General features: G+C 73.3%; 23 protein-coding genes. 11 read left to right on the top strand and 12 right to left on the bottom strand.

The window, feature by feature from the left end:
- Nucleotides 1–71 precede the first annotated feature (71 nt).
- A complete protein-coding gene (locus AB0F62_RS01250) occupies nucleotides 72–1,421 on the top strand; it encodes a hypothetical protein (RefSeq protein WP_361790611.1) in 1,350 nt (449 codons plus the stop codon).
- 126 nt (nucleotides 1,422–1,547) lie between these two features.
- Here the strand turns inward: AB0F62_RS01250 and AB0F62_RS01245 are convergent, their stop codons facing one another.
- The gene (locus AB0F62_RS01245) at nucleotides 1,548–2,822 is read right to left on the bottom strand and encodes an ABC transporter substrate-binding protein (protein WP_361790608.1); all 1,275 of its coding nucleotides are present in this window, start codon (nucleotides 2,820–2,822) and stop codon (nucleotides 1,548–1,550) included.
- 159 nt (nucleotides 2,823–2,981) lie between these two features.
- On the opposite strand from AB0F62_RS01245, the gene AB0F62_RS01240 reads away from it, so the two are divergent.
- Nucleotides 2,982–3,428 carry a hypothetical protein gene (locus AB0F62_RS01240; protein WP_361790810.1) on the top strand — a complete coding sequence of 149 codons (447 nt, stop codon included), beginning with the start codon at nucleotides 2,982–2,984 and terminating at the stop codon, nucleotides 3,426–3,428.
- Between the two features lie 105 nt (nucleotides 3,429–3,533).
- Nucleotides 3,534–4,412 (top strand): formyltetrahydrofolate deformylase, encoded by an 879-nt coding sequence (purU, locus tag AB0F62_RS01235; protein ID WP_361790605.1) that lies wholly within the window; start codon nucleotides 3,534–3,536, stop codon nucleotides 4,410–4,412.
- A gap of 115 nt (nucleotides 4,413–4,527) precedes the next feature.
- On the opposite strand, the gene AB0F62_RS01230 is transcribed toward purU, so the two are convergent.
- Nucleotides 4,528–5,406, bottom strand: a complete 879-nt coding sequence (locus AB0F62_RS01230; protein WP_361790602.1) for an alpha/beta hydrolase — start codon at nucleotides 5,404–5,406, stop codon at nucleotides 4,528–4,530.
- A gap of 320 nt (nucleotides 5,407–5,726) precedes the next feature.
- On the bottom strand, nucleotides 5,727–6,419 hold the full coding sequence (locus tag AB0F62_RS01225) for a metal-dependent transcriptional regulator (RefSeq protein ID WP_361790599.1): 693 nt from the start codon (nucleotides 6,417–6,419) through the stop codon (nucleotides 5,727–5,729).
- A gap of 111 nt (nucleotides 6,420–6,530) precedes the next feature.
- Here AB0F62_RS01225 and AB0F62_RS01220 point away from each other — a divergent pair, with 111 nt between their 5' ends.
- Nucleotides 6,531–7,280, top strand: coding sequence for an SIS domain-containing protein (locus tag AB0F62_RS01220; protein ID WP_361790596.1), 750 nt, complete (start codon nucleotides 6,531–6,533; stop codon nucleotides 7,278–7,280).
- 31 nt (nucleotides 7,281–7,311) lie between these two features.
- Here the strand turns inward: AB0F62_RS01220 and AB0F62_RS01215 are convergent, their stop codons facing one another.
- Together AB0F62_RS01215 and pdxH are read right to left on the bottom strand one after the other, a co-directional pair.
- On the bottom strand, nucleotides 7,312–8,628 hold the full coding sequence (locus AB0F62_RS01215) for a PAS domain-containing protein (RefSeq protein WP_361790593.1): 1,317 nt from the start codon (nucleotides 8,626–8,628) through the stop codon (nucleotides 7,312–7,314).
- Between the two features lie 345 nt (nucleotides 8,629–8,973).
- Nucleotides 8,974–9,603, bottom strand: coding sequence for a pyridoxamine 5'-phosphate oxidase (pdxH, locus tag AB0F62_RS01210; RefSeq protein ID WP_361790807.1), 630 nt, complete (start codon nucleotides 9,601–9,603; stop codon nucleotides 8,974–8,976).
- Between the two features lie 260 nt (nucleotides 9,604–9,863).
- Between pdxH and AB0F62_RS01205 the strand changes: the two genes are divergently transcribed.
- On the top strand, nucleotides 9,864–10,964 hold the full coding sequence (locus tag AB0F62_RS01205) for a citrate synthase 2 (RefSeq protein ID WP_361790590.1): 1,101 nt from the start codon (nucleotides 9,864–9,866) through the stop codon (nucleotides 10,962–10,964).
- 64 nt (nucleotides 10,965–11,028) lie between these two features.
- Complete coding sequence (thpR, locus tag AB0F62_RS01200) at nucleotides 11,029–11,598, top strand: RNA 2',3'-cyclic phosphodiesterase (RefSeq protein ID WP_361790587.1); 570 nt, start codon at nucleotides 11,029–11,031, stop codon at nucleotides 11,596–11,598.
- A 182-nt stretch (nucleotides 11,599–11,780) separates the two neighbouring features.
- On the opposite strand, the gene AB0F62_RS01195 is transcribed toward thpR, so the two are convergent.
- From AB0F62_RS01195 to AB0F62_RS01185, 3 genes are all read right to left on the bottom strand, one after another.
- Nucleotides 11,781–12,200, bottom strand: a complete 420-nt coding sequence (locus AB0F62_RS01195; RefSeq protein ID WP_361790584.1) for a CBS domain-containing protein — start codon at nucleotides 12,198–12,200, stop codon at nucleotides 11,781–11,783.
- A 68-nt stretch (nucleotides 12,201–12,268) separates the two neighbouring features.
- Entirely contained in the window at nucleotides 12,269–13,264 is a 996-nt protein-coding gene (locus tag AB0F62_RS01190; protein ID WP_361790581.1) for an aldo/keto reductase, read from the bottom strand.
- Between the two features lie 34 nt (nucleotides 13,265–13,298).
- Entirely contained in the window at nucleotides 13,299–13,991 is a 693-nt protein-coding gene (locus AB0F62_RS01185; protein ID WP_361790804.1) for a GDSL-type esterase/lipase family protein, read from the bottom strand.
- 257 nt (nucleotides 13,992–14,248) lie between these two features.
- Here AB0F62_RS01185 and AB0F62_RS01180 point away from each other — a divergent pair, with 257 nt between their 5' ends.
- Nucleotides 14,249–14,854: a disulfide bond formation protein DsbA gene (locus AB0F62_RS01180; RefSeq protein WP_361790578.1), complete on the top strand. Its 606-nt coding sequence runs from the start codon at nucleotides 14,249–14,251 to the stop codon at nucleotides 14,852–14,854.
- 25 nt (nucleotides 14,855–14,879) lie between these two features.
- Nucleotides 14,880–15,896: a hypothetical protein gene (locus AB0F62_RS01175; protein WP_361790575.1), complete on the top strand. Its 1,017-nt coding sequence runs from the start codon at nucleotides 14,880–14,882 to the stop codon at nucleotides 15,894–15,896.
- 77 nt (nucleotides 15,897–15,973) lie between these two features.
- On the opposite strand, the gene serC is transcribed toward AB0F62_RS01175, so the two are convergent.
- Complete coding sequence (gene serC, locus AB0F62_RS01170) at nucleotides 15,974–17,092, bottom strand: phosphoserine transaminase (RefSeq protein WP_361790572.1); 1,119 nt, start codon at nucleotides 17,090–17,092, stop codon at nucleotides 15,974–15,976.
- Between the two features lie 86 nt (nucleotides 17,093–17,178).
- On the opposite strand from serC, the gene AB0F62_RS01165 reads away from it, so the two are divergent.
- Nucleotides 17,179–19,944 (top strand): FAD-binding and (Fe-S)-binding domain-containing protein, encoded by a 2,766-nt coding sequence (locus AB0F62_RS01165; RefSeq protein ID WP_361790569.1) that lies wholly within the window; start codon nucleotides 17,179–17,181, stop codon nucleotides 19,942–19,944.
- Between the two features lie 28 nt (nucleotides 19,945–19,972).
- Here the strand turns inward: AB0F62_RS01165 and AB0F62_RS01160 are convergent, their stop codons facing one another.
- Together AB0F62_RS01160 and AB0F62_RS01155 are read right to left on the bottom strand one after the other, a co-directional pair.
- Nucleotides 19,973–20,545, bottom strand: coding sequence for a Uma2 family endonuclease (locus AB0F62_RS01160; RefSeq protein ID WP_361790566.1), 573 nt, complete (start codon nucleotides 20,543–20,545; stop codon nucleotides 19,973–19,975).
- Nucleotides 20,546–20,675: 130 nt separating this feature from the next.
- A complete protein-coding gene (locus tag AB0F62_RS01155) occupies nucleotides 20,676–21,578 on the bottom strand; it encodes an NADP-dependent oxidoreductase (protein WP_361790563.1) in 903 nt (300 codons plus the stop codon).
- A 135-nt stretch (nucleotides 21,579–21,713) separates the two neighbouring features.
- Between AB0F62_RS01155 and AB0F62_RS01150 the strand changes: the two genes are divergently transcribed.
- Both AB0F62_RS01150 and AB0F62_RS01145 read left to right on the top strand, forming a co-directional pair.
- Entirely contained in the window at nucleotides 21,714–22,121 is a 408-nt protein-coding gene (locus AB0F62_RS01150; protein WP_361790560.1) for a helix-turn-helix domain-containing protein, read from the top strand.
- A gap of 151 nt (nucleotides 22,122–22,272) precedes the next feature.
- Nucleotides 22,273–22,659: a hypothetical protein gene (locus AB0F62_RS01145; protein ID WP_361790557.1), complete on the top strand. Its 387-nt coding sequence runs from the start codon at nucleotides 22,273–22,275 to the stop codon at nucleotides 22,657–22,659.
- 30 nt (nucleotides 22,660–22,689) lie between these two features.
- On the opposite strand, the gene AB0F62_RS01140 is transcribed toward AB0F62_RS01145, so the two are convergent.
- On the bottom strand, nucleotides 22,690–24,165 hold the full coding sequence (locus AB0F62_RS01140) for an MFS transporter (RefSeq protein ID WP_361790554.1): 1,476 nt from the start codon (nucleotides 24,163–24,165) through the stop codon (nucleotides 22,690–22,692).
- Nucleotides 24,166–24,170: the final 5 nt, after the last annotated feature.

The following is a 24,170-nucleotide window of genomic DNA, read 5'->3' as shown; positions in this document are numbered from 1 at the left end:
GTGGCGTCCGAAGCCGACCGGTAGCGTGAGCCGACGATTCCGTAGCGACGGAGAAGGCAGAGGTACCGGTGATGCACGGCGGACGCGGTGACGAGGCGTATCCGGAGGTGCACGAGGGCGTGGTGCTGCCCGCGGACGGGGGCATACCCGGCCCGGGAGCGACCGCCGCGTGGGGCACGGGCCCCGCGAGCGGGCAGCCCTGGGGCGAACAGCCCCAGCCGTACAGCCCACCGCAGCAGTCCTTCCCGGACACCGACGCGACACAGTTCTTCCCGCCGTATCCGCAGGCCCAGCCGCCCATGCCGCCCATGCCGGCCCATGAGCCGCAGCACCACGCGGTGCAGCCGCAGCAGCCCCCGGCGCCCCAGTTCCAGCCCGGTCCCGTGGCGGACGCCACCCAGGTCCTGCCGCCGTACCCGATGCCCGACGCGGCGCCGTACGGCATACGCCCGGGCACCCCGGCCGAGGCGGACGCGACCCAGCACCTCCCGCGCTTCGAGGACCAGCAGGCCCCGGCTCCGGCGCCCGGATACGGCTACCCGCAAGGGCACCAGGCGCACGACACCCTGCTCCCGGCACAGCAGCCCCACGACGACTTCGGGCACCTGTACCGCCAGGACGGCCCGCCCCGGCAGGAGCCGGCCCACGCCCCCTCCCCCGGTTACGCCCCGTCCCCGGACTACGCACAGCCGGACTACGCACAGCCGGGCTACGCGCAGCCGGACTACGCACAGCCGGCCTACGCGCCGCAGCAGTCCTACGACTACGACGAGCCCGCCCCGGCCCGCCGCAAGCTCACCCCGGCCGCCCTGATCGGCATCGTCGTCGGCGGCTGCGCGGTCGCCGGACTGCTCGCGGGGGCCCTGATGAGCGGCGGGGACGACGACAAGCAGGCCGCGGGCCCGACCCCGTCCTCCTCCGCGAGCGCCTCCGCCCCGGCCTCCTCCGGGGGCGGCGAGAGCGCGGCGGAGAAGCAGGCGAAGGGGCTCGAGGCACTGCTCAAGACGAGCGGCGCCAACCGGAGCTCCGTGGTCAGGGCCGTCGAGAACATCAAGGGCTGCCAGAACCTCGACGGAGCGGCCGCGGATCTGCGCGCCGCCGCCCAGCAGCGCAACGACCTGATGGCGCGGCTGAAGACGCTGCCGCTGGACCAGGTCCCCGACCACCAGGCCCTCACCGACGCCCTCAACAGCGCGTGGAAGGCCTCAGCGGCCGCCGACAACCACTACGCGGCCTGGGCCGACCAGGTGAAGAGCGGCAAGAAGATGTGCCGCCAAGGGCAGGCCAAGAGCACCCCCCAGAGGACGCAGGGGGACCGCGAGAGCAACACCGCCTCGCAGGCGAAGAAGAGCGCCGTGACGCTGTGGAACCCCGTCGCGAAGAAGTACGGGCTGACGCAGCATCAGTCCTACCAGCTCTGAGGACGGTTCCCCGGCACACCGAAGCGCCGGCGGCGGGGCCGCCGGCGCTCGCGCCGCTTCGGTCGCCGTACCGCCGCCGCCTCGGCCGGGGCTTCCGCCCACTCGGCCCGGACGCGCGGCGGCGGATCAGCGCGGGGCGTCCTCCAGGGTGTGCGTGACGTCCACGAAGCCGTTGCGCGCGGCGACCAGCCGGCCCTTCTCGACCTTCTGGAAGGTGACCCGGCCGTTGACCAGACGCGGCTGGTCGATGATGGCTGCCGCGTCCTCGTCCCGCCAGCCGAGCGGGGGTGTGAGGCCGTCGGTCGAGATGCCGTGCGCCTGGTCGAGAGCGACCTTCAGCGACGAGGGCGTGACCGGCCGGTCCTTGCCCATCTTCTCGATGACCTCGGTGAGCGCGGTGTAGGCGATCCAGGTGGTCTGCACGCCGGGGTCGTCCGCGTCGACGCTGTTGTCGCCGAAGGCGTACCTCTTGATGGTGTTGCGCATCACGGCCCAGCGCGAGTCGGAGGACGGCGGGTACCAGCCGGTGATGTAGGCGCCCTCCAGCGGGCTGTTGCCGCCGCCGGTGCTGTCGAGCGTGGACTGCTGGACGCTGCCGAGGATGGACGCGATCCGCGCCTTGGGCCCGTCCTCCCCGCCGGTGACCGGGTCGACGGTGGTCGTCCGGCGGAAGGCGTCGAAGAAGGTGGCGGTCTTGTCGCCGAGCGCGGCGCTCACGCAGTCGCTCGGCTTGTTGGCGCCGATGGCCTGCCGGGAGATCGCGTTGTAGTCGGTGGAGTCCTCGGGGGCGCGCAGGTCGGTGGCGCTGGTGCTGCCAGCGTCGCGGAGTCCCGCGTCGAGGAAGCGGGCGTAGAGGTCGCCCACCGCGGTGTCGGGGCGTATCAGGCTCACCTTGCCGCACTTGCCGGCCAGTTGGCGCCCGGCGCCGGCCATCAGCGCGGGCAGGCCGCCGTTGACGGGATAGGAGAGCGGGCTCTCGAACTCGTCCTGGGTGACCCCGTAGCCGCCCACGTACGGGATGCCCTCGGCCTCCAGCGTGGAGGTGAAGGCGGCGCCGTACTGGCTGTAGGAGCCGACGACGGCGACCGCGCCCTCGTCGGCGGCGCGCTGGGCGCAGTCCTGGGCGCCGAGCGCGGTGTTGCGGTCGTTGCAGGTGAGGACCTTCAGCTCCCGGCCCGCGACACCGCCGCGGGCGTTGATGTACTTGGCGAAGGTCTTGGCCATGGCGGGCATGCCCGCCATGTTGGTCGCGTTCGTGTTCTGCGGCGCCCATGTCATGACCACGATGGGCCCGGTGGTACCGCTCGCCCCTCCCTGGAGCGTGCCGCATCCCGCCAGCAGGGCGACGCCGGCCATCGCGGAAACGAGCGGAAGGGCTCTGCGCGTACGCCAATCACTCATGAATGGGAAGATTCCGCGCCCATCGCAACGCCAGGGTGAACGCGCGGGAACGGAGGGTCACCATCGGGTGAACAGACTGTGTGCGCCCGGGAGCACGTACGATCGTGCACTGTGCAGAGTACGGAGAAGTCTTCCCGCCGCGGCACCCGCTCCTCCACGATGGGGGGCATGCCGCTCAACGACATGCCCTGGTGGCGCTGGCGCGCGAACGTGCGTTCCGCGCTGCACATGATCAGCGACCCGGTGTTCCAGCGCGAGGTCTGGCTTGCCGGGCAACCGGGCTACGGCGACGTGACCGACGCCGTCTACCGCCTGGTCGAGGACACCTGGCTGGACAACTGGTCCGCGGAGAAGTACGTGGGCACCGTCTTCCGGGACTCCCAGGAGGCCGCCCTGGTCGACGTGGCCGTGCTGCGGGTGCTGAAGATACTTCACCAGGTCGGCGCCGACGCCCCCGTCTCCGCCTATCTGGAGCACCACGCCTGGCCCGAGGCCGTACGGGCCGCCCGCGAGGCCCATGTGCGACTGGCGGCCGGGGACGGCGAGGACCCCGACACGCCGCCGCGGTCACTGGAAATCCTCAAGATCTACACCCGCACCGCCTGAGGCGTCCGGACGGCGCGAACGGGACGCGCACCCGGCGCGACATCCCGGGCGACCGACCCGCGGACGGCTTGGATCGGCGGGAGCTCTTTGTGCGACCCTAGCCCCGTGAACGCCGCCCACGAGTCGCAGCCGCAGCCAGAGCAGTACATCCTCACCCTGTCCTGCCCCGACAAGGCGGGCATCGTGCACGCCGTGTCGAGCTATCTCTTCATGACCGGGTGCAACATCGAGGACAGCCAGCAGTTCGGCGACCACGACACGGGGCTGTTCTTCATGCGGGTGCACTTCTCCGCGGGCCATCCGGTCACCGCCGACAAGCTGCGGGCCAGTTTCGCGGCCGTCGCCGACGCCTACGGCATGGACTGGCAGATCACTCCCTCCGCCGAGCGGATGCGCGTGATCCTCATGGTCAGCAAGTTCGGGCACTGCCTGAACGATCTGCTCTTCCGCACCAGCATCGGCGCGCTGCCGGTGGAGATCGCCGCAGTCGTCTCCAACCACACCGACTTCGCGGAACTCGCCGGCTCCTACGACGTCCCCTTCCACCACATCCCGGTGACGAAGGAGAACAAGGCCGAGGCCGAGGCGCAACTCCTGGACCTGGTGGAGAAGGAGAACGTCCAGCTGGTCGTCCTCGCCCGCTACATGCAGGTGCTGTCGGACCACCTCTGCAAGGAACTGTCCGGCAGGATCATCAACATCCACCACTCCTTCCTGCCCAGTTTCAAGGGCGCCCGGCCCTACCACCAGGCCCACGCCCGTGGTGTGAAGCTGATCGGCGCGACGGCGCACTACGTCACCGCCGACCTCGACGAGGGCCCGATCATCGAGCAGGAGGTCGAGCGGGTGGGCCACGGGGTCACGCCGGAGCAGCTGGTGGCCGTCGGCCGCGACGTGGAGTGCCAGGCCCTGGCGCGGGCCGTGAAGTGGCACAGCGAGCACCGCGTGCTGCTCAACGGCCGGCGCACGGTCGTCTTCGCCTGACGCCCGGCCGACGCCCCCTCCGGGTCCACCGGAGGAAGCGCCGGCCGGACCGGCCGCGATCGGTCAGGCCGGCCCCTGTCAGACCCGGCTGTCGGACCGGCTGTCGGATCGGCCGTCAGACCGGCACCTCGGCGACGTCGGCCAGGAAGGCCTCGACCGCCGTGTACCAGGCCTCGGGCTGGTCCCAGGGGACCAGGTGCCCGGCGTCGGGGATCTCCGCGTACGAACCCCGGGGCAGCACGCGGACCATCTCCTGCGCCTCGGCGCGGCCCAGCTCCCCGTCCCAGCCGCGCACGACGAGAGCGGGGCAGGACACCCGCGCCAGCTCGTCCCAGTGGGCGTCGTTGATCCAGGGCTCCCGGGAGCGCAGCATGTGCCGCGCTTCGAACTCCGGGCGCCAGCCGTCGGCGCGCTCCTCCATCGCCTCGGCGAAGAACCGCCCCCGGGCGGGGCGGGCGCCCTCCAGCCAGGGATCGTCCTCCCCGAACCACCGGCGCACCGCGTCGAGGCTGGCGAAGGGCAGCGGCCAGGCCCCGAACCACTCCTCCCAGCGACGCCGGCTCGCCTCCCCGGGGGCCGCGGCCCGCATGTCGCACAGGGCCACGGCCCGCACCAGCGACGGCCGGCGCGCGGCCAGTTGGCAGGCGGTGAGCGCCCCCATCGAGTGGCCCACGACGGTGGCCGGGGCGAGGCCCAGCTGTTCGATCACGGCGGCCGCGTCGGCCACATAGGCCTCACGCGTATAGGGACCCTCGGGCTTGGCGCTGCGTCCGTGACCGCGCTGGTCCAGGGCCACCACCCGGTGCCCGCCGGCGAGCCGGCGCGCGGTGCCGGCCCACTGGGAGGCCCGTCCCATCAGACCGTGCAGCAGCAGGACGGCCGGCCGCAGCGCCGCCTGGGACTCGGGCCCGACGGCAGGGGCGGACTCGTCTGCGTACTCCCACGCCGTGAGCGGGAGGCCGCCCGCTCCGGTGACTTCGACGCGCCTGGCCATGTGCCGCACCCCCTGGTACGTGACGTTCTAGACCCCCACGCTATCGAAACTCTGTTCGACGCGGGTCTTCACACGCGCAACACCGCTCTTTCGAGTGACAACGCTCAAGGATTGGCGGCCCGCGCCGAGGGGAGGACTCCAGCGGGACGCGGCCCGGCGGGGAAGACGGGCAGCGGGGAGCCACCCGGACAGCTCGGGGATCCGGGTGGGCTCCACGGGGGCCCAGGGGAGGGATCGGGGAGGGAACGGGGGAGGAAGGGACTCCGGCGCATGGGGAGGCGCCGGGGTCCCTCGGACAACGACCCCGGCACCGACGGCGGCTACCGCTTGGCGACGAAGACGTGCGAGGCGGTCTCCGTGTTCAGCTCCGCGGCCTCGCCTCCGCTGCCGACCATCACGCCGCCCGCGGACGGGGTCACCGACACCACCGCACCCGGCTGCACACCGGCCCGCCGCAGCGTGTACATCAGCTGGGCGTCCGTCTGGATCGGCTCACCGATCCGCCGCACGACCACGCTCGCGCCGGCCACGCCGGGCTCCAGCTCGGTCAGGCTGACCATGCCCTCGTCCAGGAACGGGTCGGCGCCGTCCTTCTCGCCCAGCTCCTCCAGACCCGGGATCGGGTTCCCGTACGGCGACTCCGTCGGATGCCGCAGCAGCTCGAGGACGCGGCGCTCCACCGCCTCGCTCATCACGTGCTCCCAGCGGCACGCCTCGGCGTGCACGTGCTCCCACTCCAGGCCGATGACGTCGACGAGCAGGCACTCGGCGAGCCGGTGCTTGCGCATCACGCGCGTCGCGATCCTGCGGCCCTCGGAGGTCAGCTCCAGATGCCGGTCTCCCGCGACATGCACCAGGCCGTCCCGCTCCATGCGCGCGACGGTCTGGCTGACGGTGGGTCCGCTCTGGTCGAGCCGTTCGGCGATTCGGGCGCGCATGGGGACCACACCCTCCTCCTCCAGCTCAAGGATGGTGCGGAGATACATCTCCGTCGTGTCGATCAGTCCGGACATGCGTGCCCCTCGGTGGCTCGTACGTGGCCCTGAACTCAATTCTGACGCATGGGACCGACAAGCGGGGCCCCGTGGTTGACAGGCGGACGCCGCGGCACCACGGTTCTCGGCATGACCGATCTGGCCGCCACATATTTCGACGCCGCCATCGCACTGCTGGGGCGCGTGAGGGACGAGGAGTCCGCGGGGATCGAGGCGGCCGCGGCCGCGCTCGCGGACACCGTGGCGGCCGGGGGGCGGGTCTTCGTCTTCGGCGCCGGCCACTCCTCGCTCGCCGCCCAGGACGTCGTCTACCGCGCGGGCGGCCTCGCCCTGGTCAACCTGCTGGCCGTACCCGGCGCGGTCGGCGTGGACGTCGTCCCGGCCACGCTCGGCAGCGCGCTCGAACAGGTCGGCGGCCTGGCCGGGGTCGTGCTGCGCAGCTCGCCCGCGCGGGCGGGCGACCTGCTGGTGATCATCTCCCTCTCCGGCCGCAACCCGCTCCCCGTGGAGATGGCGCAGGAGGCCGGGGCGCTCGGGATGAAGGTGATCGGCGTCACATCGGTGGCGTACGCCAAGGAGACGCGGTCGCGCCACGCGAGCGGCACCTTCCTGAAGGACCACTGCGACATCGTGATCGACAGCAAGATCGCGCCGGGGGACGCCGAGCTGTCCGTACCGGGGATCCCGGCGCCGTTCGGACCGGCCTCCACCGTGGTGACCAGCGCCCTGATGCAGGCCGTCGTGGCCACCGCCGCGGCGGACCTGGCCGGGCGCGGCGTCACCCCGCCCATGCTCCGCTCGGGCAACGTGGACGGGGGCCACGAGTGGAACGCGGAGGTCTTCGACGCCTACGCGGACCGGATCTTCTACCGCCGCTGAGCCCGCCACCGAGCCCGCCGCCGAGCCGCCGTCACGCCCGCGGCGGCAGGTCGAGGGCGGCCGCCACCCGCAGGGCGACGTCCTCGGCGAAGGCGCCGTCGGCGCGGTCGAAGGGCCGACGGCCCGCACCGCGCAGGAACGTGAGCACGCCGAGGGTGCGGCCGCGGCTGCGGAGCACGGCGCACAGGCCGTGGACGGTGCCGTCGGGCCAGCGCCGGGCGGCGGCCCAGCTGTCGACCTGGGCACGGGAGGCGGGCTCGGCGGCCGCGGCGCCGAAGCCGGCGCGGACGGCGCCGGTACGGGCGACCGCCTGAAGCGCCGGATGCCCCTCCCCGTACCGCACCGGGATGCCCCCGGCCACCGGGAGGCAGGGCCCCGCACCGCCGGGGGGCGTGGCGGCGGCCCGCACGAGCCGGACCCCGTCGGGCGCGAGCACGTCGAGCAGCGCGTGCTCGGCGAAGCCCGCCAGCGCGAAGTCCACGTAGCAGGTGGCCGCCTCCATCGGGTCCTCGCACTCCGCGACGGCCAGCGCGGCGCGGTGCAGTTGGTTGCTGCGGAAGCGCAGGCGCGCCGCCTCCTGCTCGGCGAGCTTTCCCTCCGTGATGTCGTGGAAGAGCCAGCCGACGCCGAGCGGCACCGGCTCCTCCCCGAGCGGCGAGCCGAGCCGCACGAAGCCGCTGCGCCAGCAGCACCGCGCACCGCCCTCCTCCCGCAGGCTCACCCACAGCTCGCCGGGCGCGGGGGGCGCGCCTTCGGCGAGCACATGCTGCAGGGCGCTCTCCAGCTCCTCCACGCCCTGGTCGAGGAAGTCGCCGAGCGGCCGGCCGAGCGGCGCGTCCCGGCTGGTGCGCAGCATGCGCGCGGCGTACGCGTTGACGACGACGGGCCGCAGATCGGCGTCGACCAGGACGACCCCGCAGGAGGCGTCGTCGAAGAGCGCCTCGCTGAGGGCTATCGAGCGCTCCAGGTCGATCTGCGCGTGCACCTCGGAGAAGGCGCAGTAGACGCCGGCCGGGCGCCCGTCGGAGCCGTGCACGGCGGCCGCCTGGGTGCGCACCAGGACCCGCCGGCCGTCCTTGGTGAGCAGCGCGAACTCGTGCACCTGGCGGCCGTTCGCCCCCATGGCGCCCAGGAGCCGTTCGCGCACCTCCTCGGCGTCGGCGGTGCGTGCGGCCCAGCCGGCGAAGCCGCGCCGGCCCACGGCCTCCTCCGGCGTCCAGCCCAGGATGCGGGTGGCCTCGGAATTCCAGTGCGTGATCACTCCGTCGCGGTCGAGGGCACAGAGTCCGGCCTCCATGCCGTCGAGGAGCGCGGCAAGCAGCTGCGGCGTCGCATCGAATGACTGCACGTCGCAACATTCAACCCCCGTGTGACCCACGACACAGGGTGTTCGCGGAAATTCGGTGCCGGGGATGCCCCTGGGGCGCGGGGCGAATAAATGGGTTGTCGCCCGCCGAACCCGTGCCTAAGGTGGCGAGCACACATGAAGGGAGGTGGTCCGGAGAATGAGTTCCCATCGGACGCGTGAGGTGACTGCGGGCTGACGCCTGCGCTCCTCGCCTGCGCGCGATGTGCGTAGCGGGCCAATTCCATCGCAGTCACCCGACCCGCGGGCTCGTCGGATTCGTCCGGCCGATGCCCGGACGGTACGCCGTCCGGGGAGCAGCCCGCGGGTCGTCTGCGTCCGCGGCCGCTACGGCGCCAGGCGCCGCACAGTCCAGCCGCCGTCCCCGGCCCCGGCCGTGTACACCAGCCGGTCGTGCAGCCGGTTCTCCCGCCCCTGCCAGAACTCCACGCTGCGCGCGACCACCCGGAAACCGCCCCACTGCGGCGGCACCGGCACGTCCGTGTCCTCGGGGTAGCGGGCCGACAGCTCCTCGTAGCGCCGCTCCAGCTCCTCCCGCGAGCCCACCACCGTTGACTGCTCGCTCGCCCAGGCGCCGATCCGCGAGCCGTGCGGCCGGGTGCGGAAGTACGCCTCGGTCTCCTCGCGCGAGACACGCTCGACGGCGCCCGCCACGATCACCTGGCGCGCGATCGGGTGCCAGGGGAAGAGCAGCGAGGCGTACGGCCGCTCGGTGAGCTCGCGGCCCTTCCTGGAACCGTAGTTGGTGAAGAAGACGAAGCCGCGGTGGTCGTAGCTCTTCAGCAGGACCGTGCGCGAGCTGGGCAGCCCGTCCGCTCCCGCGGTGGAGACGACCATGGCGTTGGGTTCGTCGACGCGGGCGTTGACGGCGTCGGCGAACCAGTGCGCGAACTGCGTGTACGGGTCGCCGGCCAGCTCGGCCTCGGTCAGTCCGTGGGCGCGGTACTGCTTGCGCATGGCGGCGGGATCGTGGTGGCTGTGCTGCACCCGCACATCTTGCAGCACGGCGGCGGCACCATGTGCCCGGCGATGCGCCGAAGTATGTGCCGGACCTCACGCTTCACGTCACCTGCGGAAGGGGACAGACTTACAGGCCGGGAAACTGTGCCCTCTCGACATCGGGGGATATCGTGCGGGCACCCAGTGCCACACCCTGTGCACCACCCCTGTGCCACAAGCGCCACCGGATCGTCGACCGCATCAAGAGGAGCCGCCTGATGTCCGACTTCGTACCCGGACTCGAGGGAGTCGTCGCCTTCGAAACGGAGATCGCCGAACCCGACAAGGAAGGCGGCGCCCTCCGCTACCGCGGCGTGGACATCGAGGACCTGGTGGGCCACGTCTCCTTCGGGAACGTGTGGGGCCTGCTGGTCGACGGTGCCTTCAACCCCGGTCTGCCGCCCGCCGAGCCCTTCCCGATCCCCGTCCACTCCGGTGACATCCGCGTCGACGTCCAGTCGGCGCTGGCGATGCTCGCCCCGGTGTGGGGCCTGAAGCCGCTGCTGGACATCGACGCCGAGCAGGCCCGCGAGGACCTCTCGCGCGCGGCCGTGACGGCGCTGTCGTACGTGGCGCAGTCGGCGCGCGGCCAGGGGCTGCCGATGGTGCCGCAGCGTGAGATCGACAAGGCCGAGACGGTCGTCGAGCGCTTCATGATCCGCTGGCGCGGCGAGCCGGACCCCAAGCACGTCAAGGCCGTCGACGCCTACTGGACCTCCGCCGCCGAGCACGGCATGAACGCCTCCACGTTCACCGCCCGGGTCATCGCCTCCACCGGCGCCGACGTGGCCGCCGCGCTGTCCGGCGCGGTCGGCGCCATGTCGGGCCCCCTGCACGGCGGCGCGCCCTCGCGCGTCCTGGGCATGATCGAGGAGATCGAGCGGACCGGCGACGCCGAGGCGTACGTCAAGCAGGCCCTCGACAAGGGCGAGCGCCTGATGGGCTTCGGCCACCGCGTCTACCGCGCCGAGGACCCGCGGGCGCGGGTGCTGCGCCGTACGGCCAGGGAGCTGGGCGCCCCCCGCTACGAGATCGCGGAGGCGCTGGAGAAGGCCGCCCTGGAGGAGCTGCACGCGCGCCGCCCGGACCGCGTCCTGGCGACCAACGTGGAGTTCTGGGCGGCGATCATCCTGGACTTCGCCGAGGTCCCGGCCCACATGTTCACCTCGATGTTCACCTGCGCCCGGACGGCCGGCTGGTCCGCGCACATCCTGGAGCAGAAGCGCACGGGCCGTCTGGTGCGCCCGTCCGCCCGCTACGTCGGCCCGGGCTCCCGGGACCCGCGCGACATCGAGGGCTACGCGGACATCGCGCGCTAGATCCGCTGGACCGGACGGAGCGCGCCGGAGCACGCCCGAGGCCGTACCGGTGCACCCTGGGGGCATGAGGCTGTTCGTGGCCGTCGTGCCCCCGAGGGCGGCCCTCGCCGAACTGGGGGGCGCCGTGGACGCGCTGCGCGCCCTGCCGGGCGCCGACGGGCTGCGCTGGACGGAGCGGGCCGGGTGGCACATCACGCTGGCGTTCCTCGGCGAGGTGGACGAGGCCGTTGTGCCGGGGCTGGTCGAGCGCCTGGAACGAGCCGCGCGGCGCCACCCGCCCTGCCGGATCGCCCTGACCGGCGGAGGCCGCTTCGGCGACCGCACCTTGTGGACCGGGCTGGACGGCGACGACCTCGGGCGCCCGGCGGCGGCGGCGCAGGCGGCCGCCCGGCGGGCGGGCATCCACCACGAGGACGAGCACGGCCGCTTCCACGCCCACCTCACGCTGGCCCGGCAGCGTTCCGGGCGGACGAGGGTGGGCCTGCGGCCCTTCACGGACGCCCTCGCGCGGTTCGCGGGGACGCCCTGGACGGCGGCGGCGGTCTGCCTGGTGCGGAGCCATCCGCCCACACCCGGGGTGCCCGGGGCGCAGCCCCGCTACGAGACGGTGCGGACCTGCCCGCTGGGGCACTGAGGGCGCCCCGTTAACCTCGATGTGTGGACCCGAAGACCCGTACCCGCGTAATGACCGCCGCCCTCGCCCTGCTGGTGGTCGTGGTGATCGTCGCCGCGCTGGTGCGCGGCTAGAGCCTGGCCTGGACCCGGGGCCGGTCGGCCCGGGCCGGGGCGGGGCGGGGCGGGGCGGGGCGGGGCGGCCTAGGCTCCGGCGTAGACCTTCTCGACGAACTCCGCAACCTGTTCGTCGGTGAGGTGGCGGGCCAGATCGGCCTCGGTGATGATGCCGATCAGCTTCTTGTCCTCGACGACCGGGAGCCGCTTGATGCGGTGCGACTCCATCTCGGTGAGGACGTCGGAGACGTCGGCGTTCGCGTCGATCCAGCGGGGCGTGCCCTCGCACAGGTCGCCGCAGGTCACCTTGGAGGGGTCGCGGCCCGCGGCGATGCACTTGGTGACGATGTCCCGGTCGGTGATAATGCCGCACATCCGGTCGTTCACGTCGTGGACCGGCAGCGCGCCGACGTTGAGCTCGCGCATGAGCTGCGCGGCCCGGTCGAGAGTCTCGGTCGCCGGTATCGCGCGGGCGCCGGGGTGCATGATCTCTTTGGCTGTGGTCATACCCTCATCGTGCGCCCGACCGGGTGAATCTGCGACCGGGCGCACGACGGGGAAGCCGCTCCGGACGCCTACCAGGCGAAGGCCTCCGGCGCCGGGCCCGGACCCGGGAAGATCTCGTCCAGCTCGGCGAGCAGTTCCGCCGGCAGCTCCAGTTCCACGGCGCGCAGCGCGGAGTCCAGCTGCTCGCGGGTGCGCGGGCCGACGATCGGGCCGGTGACGCCGGGACGGCCCAGCAGCCAGGCCAGGGCGACGTCACCGGGCCGCAGGCCGGCCTTGTCGACCGCGTCCTCGTACGCCTGGACCTGGTCGCGCAGCGCGCTGTTCTTCAGCGAGTCGGCGCTGCGGCCGGAGGTGGAGCGGGAACCGCCGCCCTCGCGCTCCTTGCGCAGCGCGCCGCCCAGCAGGCCGCCGTGGAGCGGCGACCAGGGGATGACGCCCAGGCCGTACTCCTGCGCGGCCGGGATGACCTCCATCTCGGCACGGCGCTCGGCCAGGTTGTACAGGCACTGCTCGCTGACCAGGCCGAGTGAAGGGCGCCTCGCGGCGGCCTCGTTGGCCTTGGCGATGCCCCAGCCGGGGAAGTTGGACGACCCGGCGTAGAGCACCTTGCCCTGCTGGACCAGGACGTCGATCGCCTGCCAGATCTCCTCCCACGGCGTCGCGCGGTCGATGTGGTGGAACTGGTAGAGGTCGATGTGGTCGGTGCCCAGGCGCCTCAGGCTCGCCTCGGCGGCACGGCGGATGTTGAGCGCGGAGAGCTTGTCGTCGTTCGGCCAGGGGGCGCCGTCGCCGCCCATGTTGCCGTAGACCTTGGTCGCCAGGACCGTCTTGTCGCGGCGGCCGCCGCCCTTGGCGAACCAGCTGCCGATGATCTCCTCGGTGCGGCCCTTGTTCTCGCCCCAGCCGTAGACGTTGGCGGTGTCGAAGAAGTTGACGCCCGCGTCGAGAGCGGCGTCCATGATGGCGTGGCTGTCGGCCTCGTCCGTCTGCGGGCCGAAGTTCATCGTTCCCAGTACGAGCCGGCTGACCTTGAGTCCGGTGCGTCCGAGCTGTGTGTACTCCATGGAGCACAAGCCAATCCCTTGGAGTGCGCTCGAATCAAGCGGAGTTGAGGGGGCGCCGGTAGGGCGCGCCGAGCCCCCACGCCTGGTGCGCGGCGTCGGCGAACGCGGCGGCCAATCGGTGCTCCCCGGAGGTGTTGGGGTGGGTGCCGTCGTAGGTGTCCCGCGTGATGTCGTAGCCGGCCGGGCGGGAGGCCAGCAGCAGCGGCGAGGCGGGGGTGCCGAGGTCGGCGACGGTCTTGGCCAGGCGGGTGTTGAACTCCTCGCACTGCGAACCGAATCCGGGGTCCCGGTCGCAGCGCGAGTTGGGTATGACGGGCAGCAGCACGGCGGCCACCCGGGGGTTGGCCGCCCTCGCCCGCTCGACGAAGAGCCGCACATTGGCCTCGGTCTGCCCGGGGTTGGTGTAGAAGCCGAGGTCGATCAGCCCGAGCGAGACCAGCAGGACGTCCGGACGGTGCTCCCGGACGGCGTCCCCGATGAGCGGCGCCATGTGCAGCCACCCCTCGCCCCAGCCGGCGAGGTGCCGGCGGGCGGAGGCGGGGAAGGCGGGGTCGGCGTAGGCGTGCGAGACGGCCGCGTCCGCCGCGGGGTCGTAGAGCGCGGTGCGCGGGCCGACGATCTCGAAGTCCTCGCCCTCGGTTCCCAGCGACCGCAGGTGCTGCCACATGCGGTAGCGCCAGGTGTGCTCCCCCGCGCTGCCGATGGTCATGGAGTCGCCGACGAACATCCACGCCGTGCGGCGTCCGTGCGTACGGCGTCCGTGCGTGCGGCGGGGCCCGTCGCCGGGGCCGGGGAGTGCGCTGGACATGGACCGGATCATAGGGCCCGCGGACCCGCCGGCAGGGGTCTGACCTCGGGTCCCGCGGTGTTACGGCCGTCACTGCCGGGGCGCGGGCACGGCCGGGCGGCCCGGCGTATTGGCCCATGGGCGGAGCCGGTGAATGGCCCTGCCGAGCGGGCCGTTCCGTTTCTATGGTGACGGGCATGACGCACTCGGTGGACTTCTACTTCGACCCCATCTGCCCCTTCGCCTGGATCACCTCCCGCTGGATCCTGGAGGTGGAGCGGGAACGCGAACTCGACCTGCGCTTCAGGGTGATGAGCCTGTCGGTGCTCAACGAAGGCCGCCAGGGCCTGCCCGAACGCTACGAGCGGCTGCTCGCCACCGGCTGGGGGCCGGTGCGGGTGTGCGTCGCGGCCGCGCGGCACCACGGGGAGCACGTACTGCGCGGGCTCTACACCGCCCTCGGCACCCGGCTGCACGTACAGGACCGCCCGGCCTCCGACGAGGTGCTGCGCGAGGCGCTGACGGAGGCGGGCCTGCCGCCGGAACTGGCCGGGGCGGCCCGGAGCGCCGCGTACGACGAGGAGCTGCGCAGGAGCCACCACGAGGGCATGGACCCGGTCGGGGAGGAGGTCGGCACGCCCACCCTGCACATCGACGGGGCGGCGTTCTTCGGCCCCGTCCTCACCTCGATCCCGCGCGGCGAGGAGGCGGCGCGGCTCTTCGACGGCGTCCGGGCCCTGGCCGGCCACCCCACCTTCTTCGAGCTCAAGCGCAGCCGCACCGGCGGCCTCGACTTCGCCTGAGCCGTCCACCTGGCAGGCTTGGCGCATGCGCGCACTGCTCGCCGCGGCCGCGGCCTCCGTCCTCCTCCTGGGTCCCCTGGTCGGCACCGCGGCCGCCGACGACGGGGAGTCCGTGGCCTTCACCGTGACGGACCCGCGGATCACCGAGTCGAGCGGCCTGGTCGCGAGCCGCCTCCACAAGGGCGTCTACTGGACGCACAACGACAGCGACGACGGCCCGTACGTCTACGCCGTCGACTCCGCGACGGGCAAGACGGTCGCCACCGTCACCCTGCGCGGCGTCGGCAGCCCGCGCGACGTCGAGGCGATCTCGATGGGGCCGGACGGATCGCTGTACGTCGGCGACATCGGGGACAACCTCGGCGGCTCCTGGCCGCATGTGTGGATCTACCGCTTCCCGGAACCGAAGCGGCTGGCGGACCAGACGGTGACCGCGACGCAGTTCACCGTCACCTACGACAAGGGCCCGCGCAACGCCGAGGCGATGATGGTCGACCCGAAGTCCGGGCGGGTGTACATCGCGAGCAAGAACGAGGACGGCGGCGGCCTCTACGAGGGCCCGGCGAAGCTCTCCCCGAACGGCACCAACGTCTTCCGCCGCATCGCCGCCATCCCGCTGTGGATCACCGACGGCGCCTTCTCGCCGGACGGCACACGGCTGGTGCTGCGCGGCTACTTCGGCGCCCTGATGTACCGGTGGGCCGACGGCACCGCGCGCCGGATCGACCAGATGCACGTGCCGCTGCAGCGGCAGGGCGAGTCCGTGGCCTTCACGCCGGACGGCCGGGCCCTGATGTACGGCAGCGAGGGCGAGGACAGCGAGGTCTGGCGCGTCCCGCTGACCGGCGACGACCTCCCCGAGTCGACCCGCCGCGCCGCCTCCTCCCCCGGCCCCGGGGGGAGCTCCTCGGCGGACGCCGCCGGTGCGGGCGCGCAGGACACGGGGTCGACCCGGCAGTTCGCGCTGGGCGCCCTCACCCTGGCCGCGGTCGCCGCCGTGCTGGTGGGTGGACGCCGCCTGCTGCGCCGGGGCCGCCGCTGAGGAGGCCGGAAGGCCCGAAGACGCCGGTGGGCGGGGCGATCACCGCCCCGCCCACCGGCTCGTGGTCCCGCTCGCGGTCAGAGCCGCTCGGCGACGAAGTCGATGCACGCGGTCAGCGCCTCGACGTCCGCCGGGTCGACGGCCGGGAACATCGCGACGCGCAGCTGGTTGCGGCCCAGCTTGCGGTACGGATCGGTGTCGACGATGCCGTTGGCGCGCAGCACCTTGGCGATCGCCGCGGCGTCGATCCCTTCGGCGAAGTCGACCGTGCCGACGACCTGGGAGCGCTTGGCCGGGTCGGTGACGAACGGCGTGGCGTGCTCGGACTTCTCGGCCCAGGTGTACAGGCGCGAGGAGGAGTCGGCGGTGCGCGAGACGGCCCAGTCCAGACCGCCCTGGCCGTTGATCCACTCCAGCTGGTCGTTCAGCAGGAAGAGGGTGGCGAGCGCCGGGGTGTTGTAGGTCTGGTTCTTCTTCGAGTTGTCGATCGCGGTCGGCAGGTCGAAGAAGGCCGGGATGTGGCGGCCGGACGCGGCGATCCGCTCGGCGCGCTCCAGCGCGGCGGGGGAGAACGCGGCGATCCACAGGCCGCCGTCGGCGGCGAAGGACTTCTGCGGGGCGAAGTAGTAGACGTCGGTCTCGGCGATGTCGACCGGCAGGCCGCCCGCGCCGGAGGTGGCGTCCACCAGGACGAGGGCGCCCTCGTCGGCGCCGGCGACGCGCCGCAGCGGCATCGCGACACCGGTGGAGGTCTCGTTGTGGGTGAAGGCGTAGACGTCCACGCCCGCCTCGGCGGCCGCCTCGGGGTGGGAGCCCGGGTCGGTGGAGATCACGGTCGGCTCGTCCAGCCATGGCGCCATCTTGGCCGCCTTGGCGAACTTGGAGGAGAACTCGCCGAAGGTGAGGTGCTGCGACCTGCGCTCGATCAGGCCGTGCGTGGCGATGTCCCAGAAGGCGGTGGAGCCGCCGTTGCCGAGCACCACCTCGTAGCCCTCGGGGAGCGAGAAGAGCTCGCGGATGCCGTCGCGGACCCGGCCGACCAGGTCCTTCACCGGCGCCTGCCGGTGAGAGGTGCCCATCAGCGAGGTGCCCGTCGCGGCCAGCGCGCTGAGCGCCTCCGGCCGCACCTTGGAGGGGCCCGAACCGAAACGTCCGTCGGCGGGCTTGATGTCAGCGGGAATCTGGATCTCGGCCACGTCTCGCAGCGTAGTGCGTGACGACCCGGTTACGGGCCCTGGTCCATCCGGTGAGACATCCGGCGCGGCGGGGCAGGCTGAGGGGCATGGCGGACGAACTGCGGCACGGACTGCGCCGCGAACTGGAGCGGGCCGTACGGGGCGAGGTCTCCTTCGACGCGCAGAGCAGGGCGCTGGCCACGATGGACGCGTCCAACTACCGGCGCGTCCCGCTGGCCGTGGTCGCGCCGCACGACGCCGAGGACGTGGCCGCGGCGCTCGCCGTGTGCCGGGCGCACGGGGTGCCGGTGGTGCCGCGCGGCGGCGGCACGTCGATCGCCGGGCAGGCGACGGGCACGGGGGTCGTGCTCGACTTCACCCGGCACATGCACCGGATCGTGTCACTCAGCCCCGAGGCGTTGACCGCCCGTGTGCAGCCCGGGGTCGTCCTGGACGACCTGCGGCGGGCGGCCGCCGCGTACGGGCTGACCTTCGGACCCGATCCGTCCACCCACAGCCGCTGCACCCTCGGCGGCATGATCGGCAACAACGCCTGCGGCGCGCACTCCGTGGCCTGGGGCACCACCGCCGACAACGTCCGGGCCCTGGAGTGCCTGACCTACGGCGGCGAACCGCTGCGCACCGCCGACCCGCTCCGCGCCGACCTGCGGGAACTGGTCGACGGCCATCTCGCCCTGCTGCGCACCGGCTATCCGCAACAGCTCCCCCGCCGTATCTCCGGCTACGCCCTCGACGCACTGCTCCCCGAACGCGGCCGGGACCTGGCCCGCGCCCTGACCGGCAGCGAGGGCACGCTCGCCGTGATCACCGAGGCCGAGGTCCGGCTCGTGCCGGCACCGCCGGTCCGCGTCCTGGTGGTCCTCGGCTACGCGGACGAGAGCGCCGCGGCCGACGCCGCGAACGGCCTGCTGCCGTACGGACCGCTGACGGTCGAGGGCATGGCCGCCGACCTGGTGGGCGGGGAGGCCGCCGATCTGCTGCCCCGGGGCGGCGCCTGGCTCTTCGTCGAGATGCCCGGCACCGGCGAGGCGGAGGCGCTGCGGCGGCTCGCCGACGCGTACGACTCGGCCGTCGTGACCGATCCCGTCGCGCAGCGCACGCTGTGGCGCATCCGCGAGGAGGCCGCCGGCACCGCCACCCGGATGCCGGACGGGACGGAGGCGTGGCCGGGCTGGGAGGACTGCGCGGTGCCGCCCGCGCGGCTCGGCGCCTACCTGCGCGACTTCCGCGCGCTGCTGCGCGGGCACGGGCTGCGCGGGGCGCCGTACGGGCACTTCGGCGACGGCTGCATCCATGTGCGCATCGACTTCGACCTGCTCGACGCGGCGGGCGTGGCCCGCTTCCGGCACTTCTCCGAGGAGGTCGCGGATCTCGTCGTCGCGCACGGCGGCTCCCTGTCGGGGGAGCACGGCGACGGGCAGGCCCGCGCGGAGTTGCTGCCCAGGATGTACGGCGGCGAACTGGTGGCCCTCTTCGGCCGGTTCAAGGACGTCCTGGACCCGGCGGGCGGCCTCAACCCGGGCATGCTGGTGCGGCCCGAACCGCTCGACGCCAACCTGCGCTTCGCGGTCCTGCCGCGCCGGCCGGTCGATGTCGCCTTCGGCTACCCCGACGACGGCGGGGACTTCTCGGCGGCGGTGCGCCGCTGCGTCGGCGTCGCCAAGTGCCGCGACACGGAAGGAGGTCCGGGCGCGGGCGTCATGTGCCCGTCCTACCGGGCGACGGGCGAGGAACGGCACTCCACACGCGGCCGGGCCCGACTGCTGCACGAGATGCTCGCCGGCGAGATCGTCACCGGCGGCTGGCGCTCGCCGGAGGTCCTGGACGCCCTCGACCTGTGCCTGTCCTGCAAGGGCTGCCGCTCGGACTGCCCGGTCGGCGTCGACATGGCCACCTACAAGGCGGAGTTCCTCCACCACCACTACCGGCGGCGGCCGCGGCCCGCCTCGCACTATCTGATGGGCGGGCTGCCGACGTGGCTGCGCGCGGCGGCCCCGGTCGCCGGAACGGTGAACGCCCTGGCACGGGTGGGGCCGCTGGCGGCCCTGGGCAAGCGGGCGGCGGGCGTCGCGCCCGAGCGGGAACTGCCGCCACTGGCCGAGGAGTCCTTCGTGCACTGGTGGCGGCGGCAGGAGCCCGCACCGGCAGCGGGAGGGACCGTGGTGCTGTGGCCGGACACCTTCACCGACCGCTTCTCCCCCGAGGTCGGCCGCGCCGCCGTACGCGTCCTCCGGGCGGCCGGATTGCGGGTGGTGCTGCCGCCGGGACGCGTGTGCTGCGGTCTGACCTGGGTCTCGACCGGACGGCTCGACCGGGCCCGCCGGGTGATGCGCCGTACGGTGCGGCGGATGGTCCCGGTGGTGGCGGCAGGGCATCCCGTCGTCGTCCTGGAACCGAGCTGCGCGGCGGCGCTCCGCACCGATCTGCCCGAACTCCTGGGCACCGATGAGGCGGCGGCCCTGGCGGGCTCGGTGCGCACCTTCGCGCAGGTGCTGGAGGAGACGGCCCCCGGCTGGACGCCGCCCCGCCTCGGCCGGGCGGTCACCGGCCAGACCCACTGCCACCAGCACGCCGTCCTGGGCGACGCCGCCGAGCGCCGGCTGCGCGCCCGCGCGGGCCTCACCGGCACCCTGGCCTCCGGCTGCTGCGGCCTGGCCGGTAACTTCGGCTTCGAACGCGGCCATTACGAGGTCTCCGTCGCCTGCGCCGAGGAGCGTCTGCTGCCCGCCGTCCGCGCCGCCCGCCCCGGCACGGCCGTCCTGGCGGACGGCTTCTCCTGCCGCACCCAGCTCGCCCAGCTCGGCGGGGTACGCGCCCGGCACCTCGCGGAGCTGCTGGCGGACGGGCTGTGAGACGGCGGACCGCGACCGGCGCCGGACCTCAGAACTCCGCGGTGTCCAGCTCCAGTCCGAACGGCTCCGGCAGCCGCAGCGGCGTGCCGAAGGGGTGCGGGCCGTCCACCGCCCGGTAGCCGAGCTCCCCCGGCTCCGCGTACAGGGTGCAGCTGCGCTCCTGCCGGTCGACGAGCAGGTACAACGGGGCGCCGTACTCGGCGTAGCGGCGGCGTTTGACGATCCGATCGGTGTCGCCGTTGGACTCGGAGGTCACCTCCACCACCAGCAGGGTCTGATCGGGCAGCAGCGCCCGGGCGCCCTTGGCGAGTTCGCGGGGCACCACGGCCAGATCGGGCACATACCAGTTGTTCGACCCCGGCAGATCGAGATTGCCTGAGCCTGCGATACACCCGAGCAGGCGAAGGGCAGGCCGGATCTGCTCCCGGACCTTGTCCGCGACGTCTTCGTGGTCCCAGGTCGGCGGCACTTGGTCGATCGCCCCCTCGACCAGCTGCACCCGGTCCCCCCGCATGTGCTGGATCGCGAACTTCAGTGCGGTCTCCGGGTCGTCGGCGACGTAGGAGTGCCCCGCAGGGCCCGAGTGGGGCTGTGAGCTCATCGGTCCTCCAGGGGCTCCGCGCATCCGACTGACGACACCTCCGATTCTCACGCAGCCGCCGCCCGCCCGGGGCGCCCCGATCGCACATTCACTCGAAACGATGAAGCGCCTCCGGTCGCCGTCATCGGGGTCACGGCACCAGCATGAGCCTCCCCCGCACGCCCCCCTCGGCGAGGCGGGCGTGGGCCTTGGCGGCCTCCGCCAGCGGGTAGGTGTCGGCCACCCGCGTGGTGAGCACCCCCCGGTCCAGCAGGGCCACGAGCTCCGCGAGACGGACCCCGTCCGGCCGGACCTGGACGGCGGCGACCCGGATGCCGCGCTCGGCCGCGGGTACCGCGTCGGGCCGCACGGTGACATAGCCGCCGCCGTCCGGCACCGCCGCCAGGGCGGGGGCCCCGAGCCCCGCAGCGTCCAGGACGGCGTCGGCACGGACGCGGTCCAGGGACGAGACGGCCTCGTCGGCGCCCAGCTCCCGCAGCAGCGGGGCGTCGGCGGGGCGGGCCAGGGCGATGACGCGCAGCCCCGCGTGGCGGGCCAGCTGGACGGCGTAGCCCCCGACCGCGCCCGCGGCGCCGGTGACCAGCACGCGGTCGCCGGGGCGGGCGCCGAGCAGGCCGAGCGCCTGGTCGGCGGTGAGGGCGTTGGTGGGGAGGGTGGCGGCGTGGACGGGGTCGACGGACGAGGGGGCCGCGGCAACGGCGTCCGCGTCCAGCACCACGTACTCGGCGTGCGCCTTGATCCGCCGTCCGAACCCGCCCGCGGAGCCCACGACGGCCGTACCCGTCGTGAAGCCGGAGACCCCGGCGCCGAGCGCGTCCACGGTCCCCGCGACGTCCCAGCCGAGCCCGAGGAAGGCGCCGGGCACCAGCGCCCCGGCCCCGAGCAGGCCGGCCCGTACGGCGAGGTCGGCGGGATTGAGCCCGGCGGCGGCGACCCGCACCCGGACCTCGCCGGGGCCCGGCTCGGGCAGCGGCGTCTCGACGACCTCCAGCACCTCGGGCCCACCGAATTCCCTGATCACGACAGCACGCATGGCAGAAGCTCCCTGTTTCCGAGGATGTGCGGCGGGCAGTCCCGCCTTCACCGCAAACCTAGGGAGAGCTACTCTCTCTGGGTAAGTACGTACCCGGAAGTGCGTACCGCACCGGGAAGTCCGGAAGGGAGCTCCATGGCGACGACCACCGCGTCCCAGCGGCGCGAGGAGGCCCGCTCGGCCTACAACGCGTTCATGAAGGGCTGCCCGACGAACCAGTTGCTCATCCGGATCAGTGACAAGTGGGCCGGCCTGCTCATGGCCGCGCTCAAGGACGGCCCGCAGCGCTACAGCGACCTGGGCCGCCGCATCGCGGGCGTCAGCCAGAAGATGCTCACGCAGACGCTGCGCACCCTGGAGCGGGACGGGCTGGTCGCGCGGACCGTCACACCGTCGGTGCCCGTACGGGTGGACTACGCGCTGACGCCGCTGGGCGAGAGCCTGGCCGTGCTGTTCTCCGCCGTGAAGGACTGGGCGGAGGAGCACATCGAGGAGGTCATCGAGGCCCGCGAGCGCTACGACGCGGAAGCGGGCACGTCCTGAGGCCGCGCGGGACCGCCCCGGTTTCGCCGATCCCCTGTGCCGTTCATCCGATTTCCGGCATTCTGTTGAGCCATAACCGGCCATTTCGGCCGAGTTACGGCAATGGGGGGATGTCATGCCCGGTGGAGAGCGGGGTACGCTCGGCCGGCTCGTGAGAGCGCTCAGCCTGGGAACGCTGGTGACCGTCTACGTCGCCAGCCTGCTGATCACCTACCGCCAGCTGCACACCAAACCCGTGCTGCAGGACGTCATCGGCGCCCCGGACTGGACCCGCGCCGTCCTGGTCATGGGATTGGTGATCGGCGGCGGGCTGGGCACGGCCGCGGCGATCGTCGACGACCGCCGCGAGCTGCCCTCGTGGTTCCTGACCGCGGTGGGCGTGGTGGCCGCGCTGGCGTGGAGCCTGTGGGCCTCGTCGAGCCTGGGCGAGGACTACGTGCACATGCTCTTCGCGGCCACCGCCCCGGTGACCGGCCTGCTGGTGTGGGCCGAGCTGATGCGCCAGTTCCGCAACCGGCGCCGGGTCGCCGTCGTCTGACCGGGCCGCCCGGCCGGGCCGGGGACGCGCTCAGGCGGCCACCGACTCCGACTCCCGCGGCACGAACTCGATCAGCTTGTGGTCCTTGCCGCGGTGCAGGTCGATCTTGAGCCGCAGCCCGCCCAGCCGGGCCAGGACGAGTCCGACACAGACGGCCGACGCGGCGGCGACCAGCCCGCCCGCGAGGAAACCGGTCCGGGCCCCGAAGACGTCGGTGATCCAGCCGACGAGCGGACCGCCCAGCGGTGTACCGCCCACGAAGACCATCATGAACAGGCTCATGACGCGGCCCCGCATGGCGGGGTCGGTCGCGAGCTGGACGCTGGCGTTGGCGGTGGTGTTGAAGGTCAGACCGAAGACGCCGATCGGCAGCATCAGGACCAGGAAGATCCAGTAGGTCGGCGCCAGCGCCGCCACGACCTCCAGCAGGCCGAACCCGAGCGCCGCGCCGACCAGCAGCCGCAACCGGGTGCTGCCCCGCCGGGCCGCCAGCAGCGCGCCGACGACGGAGCCGACCGCCAGTACCGAGTTGAACAGGCCGTACATCCCGGCGTCGCCGTGGAAGACGTGGTCGGCGAAGGCGGTGAGCCAGATCGGGAAGTTGTACGCGAAGGTGCCGATGAAGCCGACCAGCACGATGGGCCAGATCAGCTCGGGCCGCCCGGCCACGTAGCGCAGCCCCTCGCGCAGCTGGCCCTTGCCGCGCGGCGCGGTGGGCACCTGGTACAGCTCGGAGCGGCGCATGAGCAGCAGGCCGGCGAGCGGCGCCAGGAAGGACAGGCCGTTGAAGAGGAAGGCCCAGCCGCTGCCGACCGCGGTGATCAGCGCGCCCGCGACGGCGGGACCGACGAGGCGGGCGCTCTGGAAGTTGGCGGAGTTCAGGGAGACCGCGTTGCGGACGTCGGCGGGGCCGACCATCTCCACGACGAACGCCTGCCGGGTGGGGTTGTCGATCACGGTGACCATGCCGAGGCCGAAGGCGATGGCGTACACGTGCCAGACCTGGACGGCTCCGCTCAGGGTCAGGGCGGCGAGGGCGAGGCCCAGCAGGCCCATGGCGACCTGGGTGAGCAGCAGGATGCGGCGCTTGGAGTAGCGGTCGGCGATGACGCCGCCGTAGAGCCCGAAGAGCAGCATGGGGAGGAACTGCAGCGCGGTGGTGATGCCGACGGCGAAGGACGACCCGGTGAGGCTCAGCACCAGCCAGTCCTGCGCGATGCGGGACATCCAGGTGCCGGTGTTGGAGACGAGCGCGCCGCCGGCGAACAGCCGGTAGTTGCGGTTGCGGAGCGAGCTGAACGTGCCCCCGCGGCCGGCGGCCGCGACCGGGTGGCCCGGACGGCCCGTCCGGTCCGGACCGGACGCCTCGACCGGTCCCGCGGCACCCGCGGCGGCGTCGGCGCCCGCCGGGGTGGGCAGGTCGGCCGGGTCGGCGGTGCCCGCCGGTCCGGCCTGGTCGGGGGTGTTCGGTTCGGGTGCGGCGTCTGATGCGGCTGCCGAACTCAATCCGG

Origin of the sequence: Streptomyces sp. NPDC026673 (genome assembly GCF_040638135.1) — a bacterium.
Lineage (GTDB): Bacteria > Actinomycetota > Actinomycetes > Streptomycetales > Streptomycetaceae > Actinacidiphila.
Note: the sequence above shows the minus strand (reverse complement) of the source record. Positions and strands in the feature narration are given on the sequence as shown.